Genomic DNA, 506 nt, shown 5'->3' with positions numbered 1-506 from the left:
AAAGTCAGCGTCGGAGGCTCAATCCCAATTCCAGGTGTGACGGTATAGGTACCTCCAGCAAAATTTCCGCTAGATCCACTCAGGGCAACTCCACCAGAAACCCATGTGTAAGAAACCGGAGCTACCAAGGTACCTATCTCTGCTATCGATGAAGAAATGAGGATTAGCTCGTCCTCGCAATAAGCAGGATTTGCACTTAATAATATATCAGGAAGAGGAATCGTCCCCACGGTCTCCAATTCAACGACAGGACATCCGTTTGCATCTGTAAACACCAACTCATAATCCCCAGCTTCCAGGCCAGTGAAGGTATAAGTAGTTCCAGAAATACCAGGACCGATGCCTGTCAAAAGGTTTCCACCTCTTGAGATACTCGTAAAGGTATAAGGAGCTGTTCCCCCCGAAAGTGTCAATTCAATGGAACCGTTATCCAGAATACCACAGGTGGTCTCCACAGCGATGACATTCGAGACTAAAAATTCACTTGGCTCCGTAATCGTATAGGT

Annotated in this window: 1 pseudogene; it reads right to left on the bottom strand. The window is 46.6% G+C overall.

Annotated features, from left to right (window positions below):
- A pseudogene (locus BVC88_RS21000) lies at positions 1-506 on the bottom strand (SprB repeat-containing protein); the annotation flags it as partial.

The sequence above is a fragment of the Algoriphagus marinus genome, assembly GCF_001936475.1.
Lineage (GTDB): Bacteria > Bacteroidota > Bacteroidia > Cytophagales > Cyclobacteriaceae > Algoriphagus > Algoriphagus marinus.
This window is presented reverse-complemented; position numbering and strand designations above follow the sequence as displayed.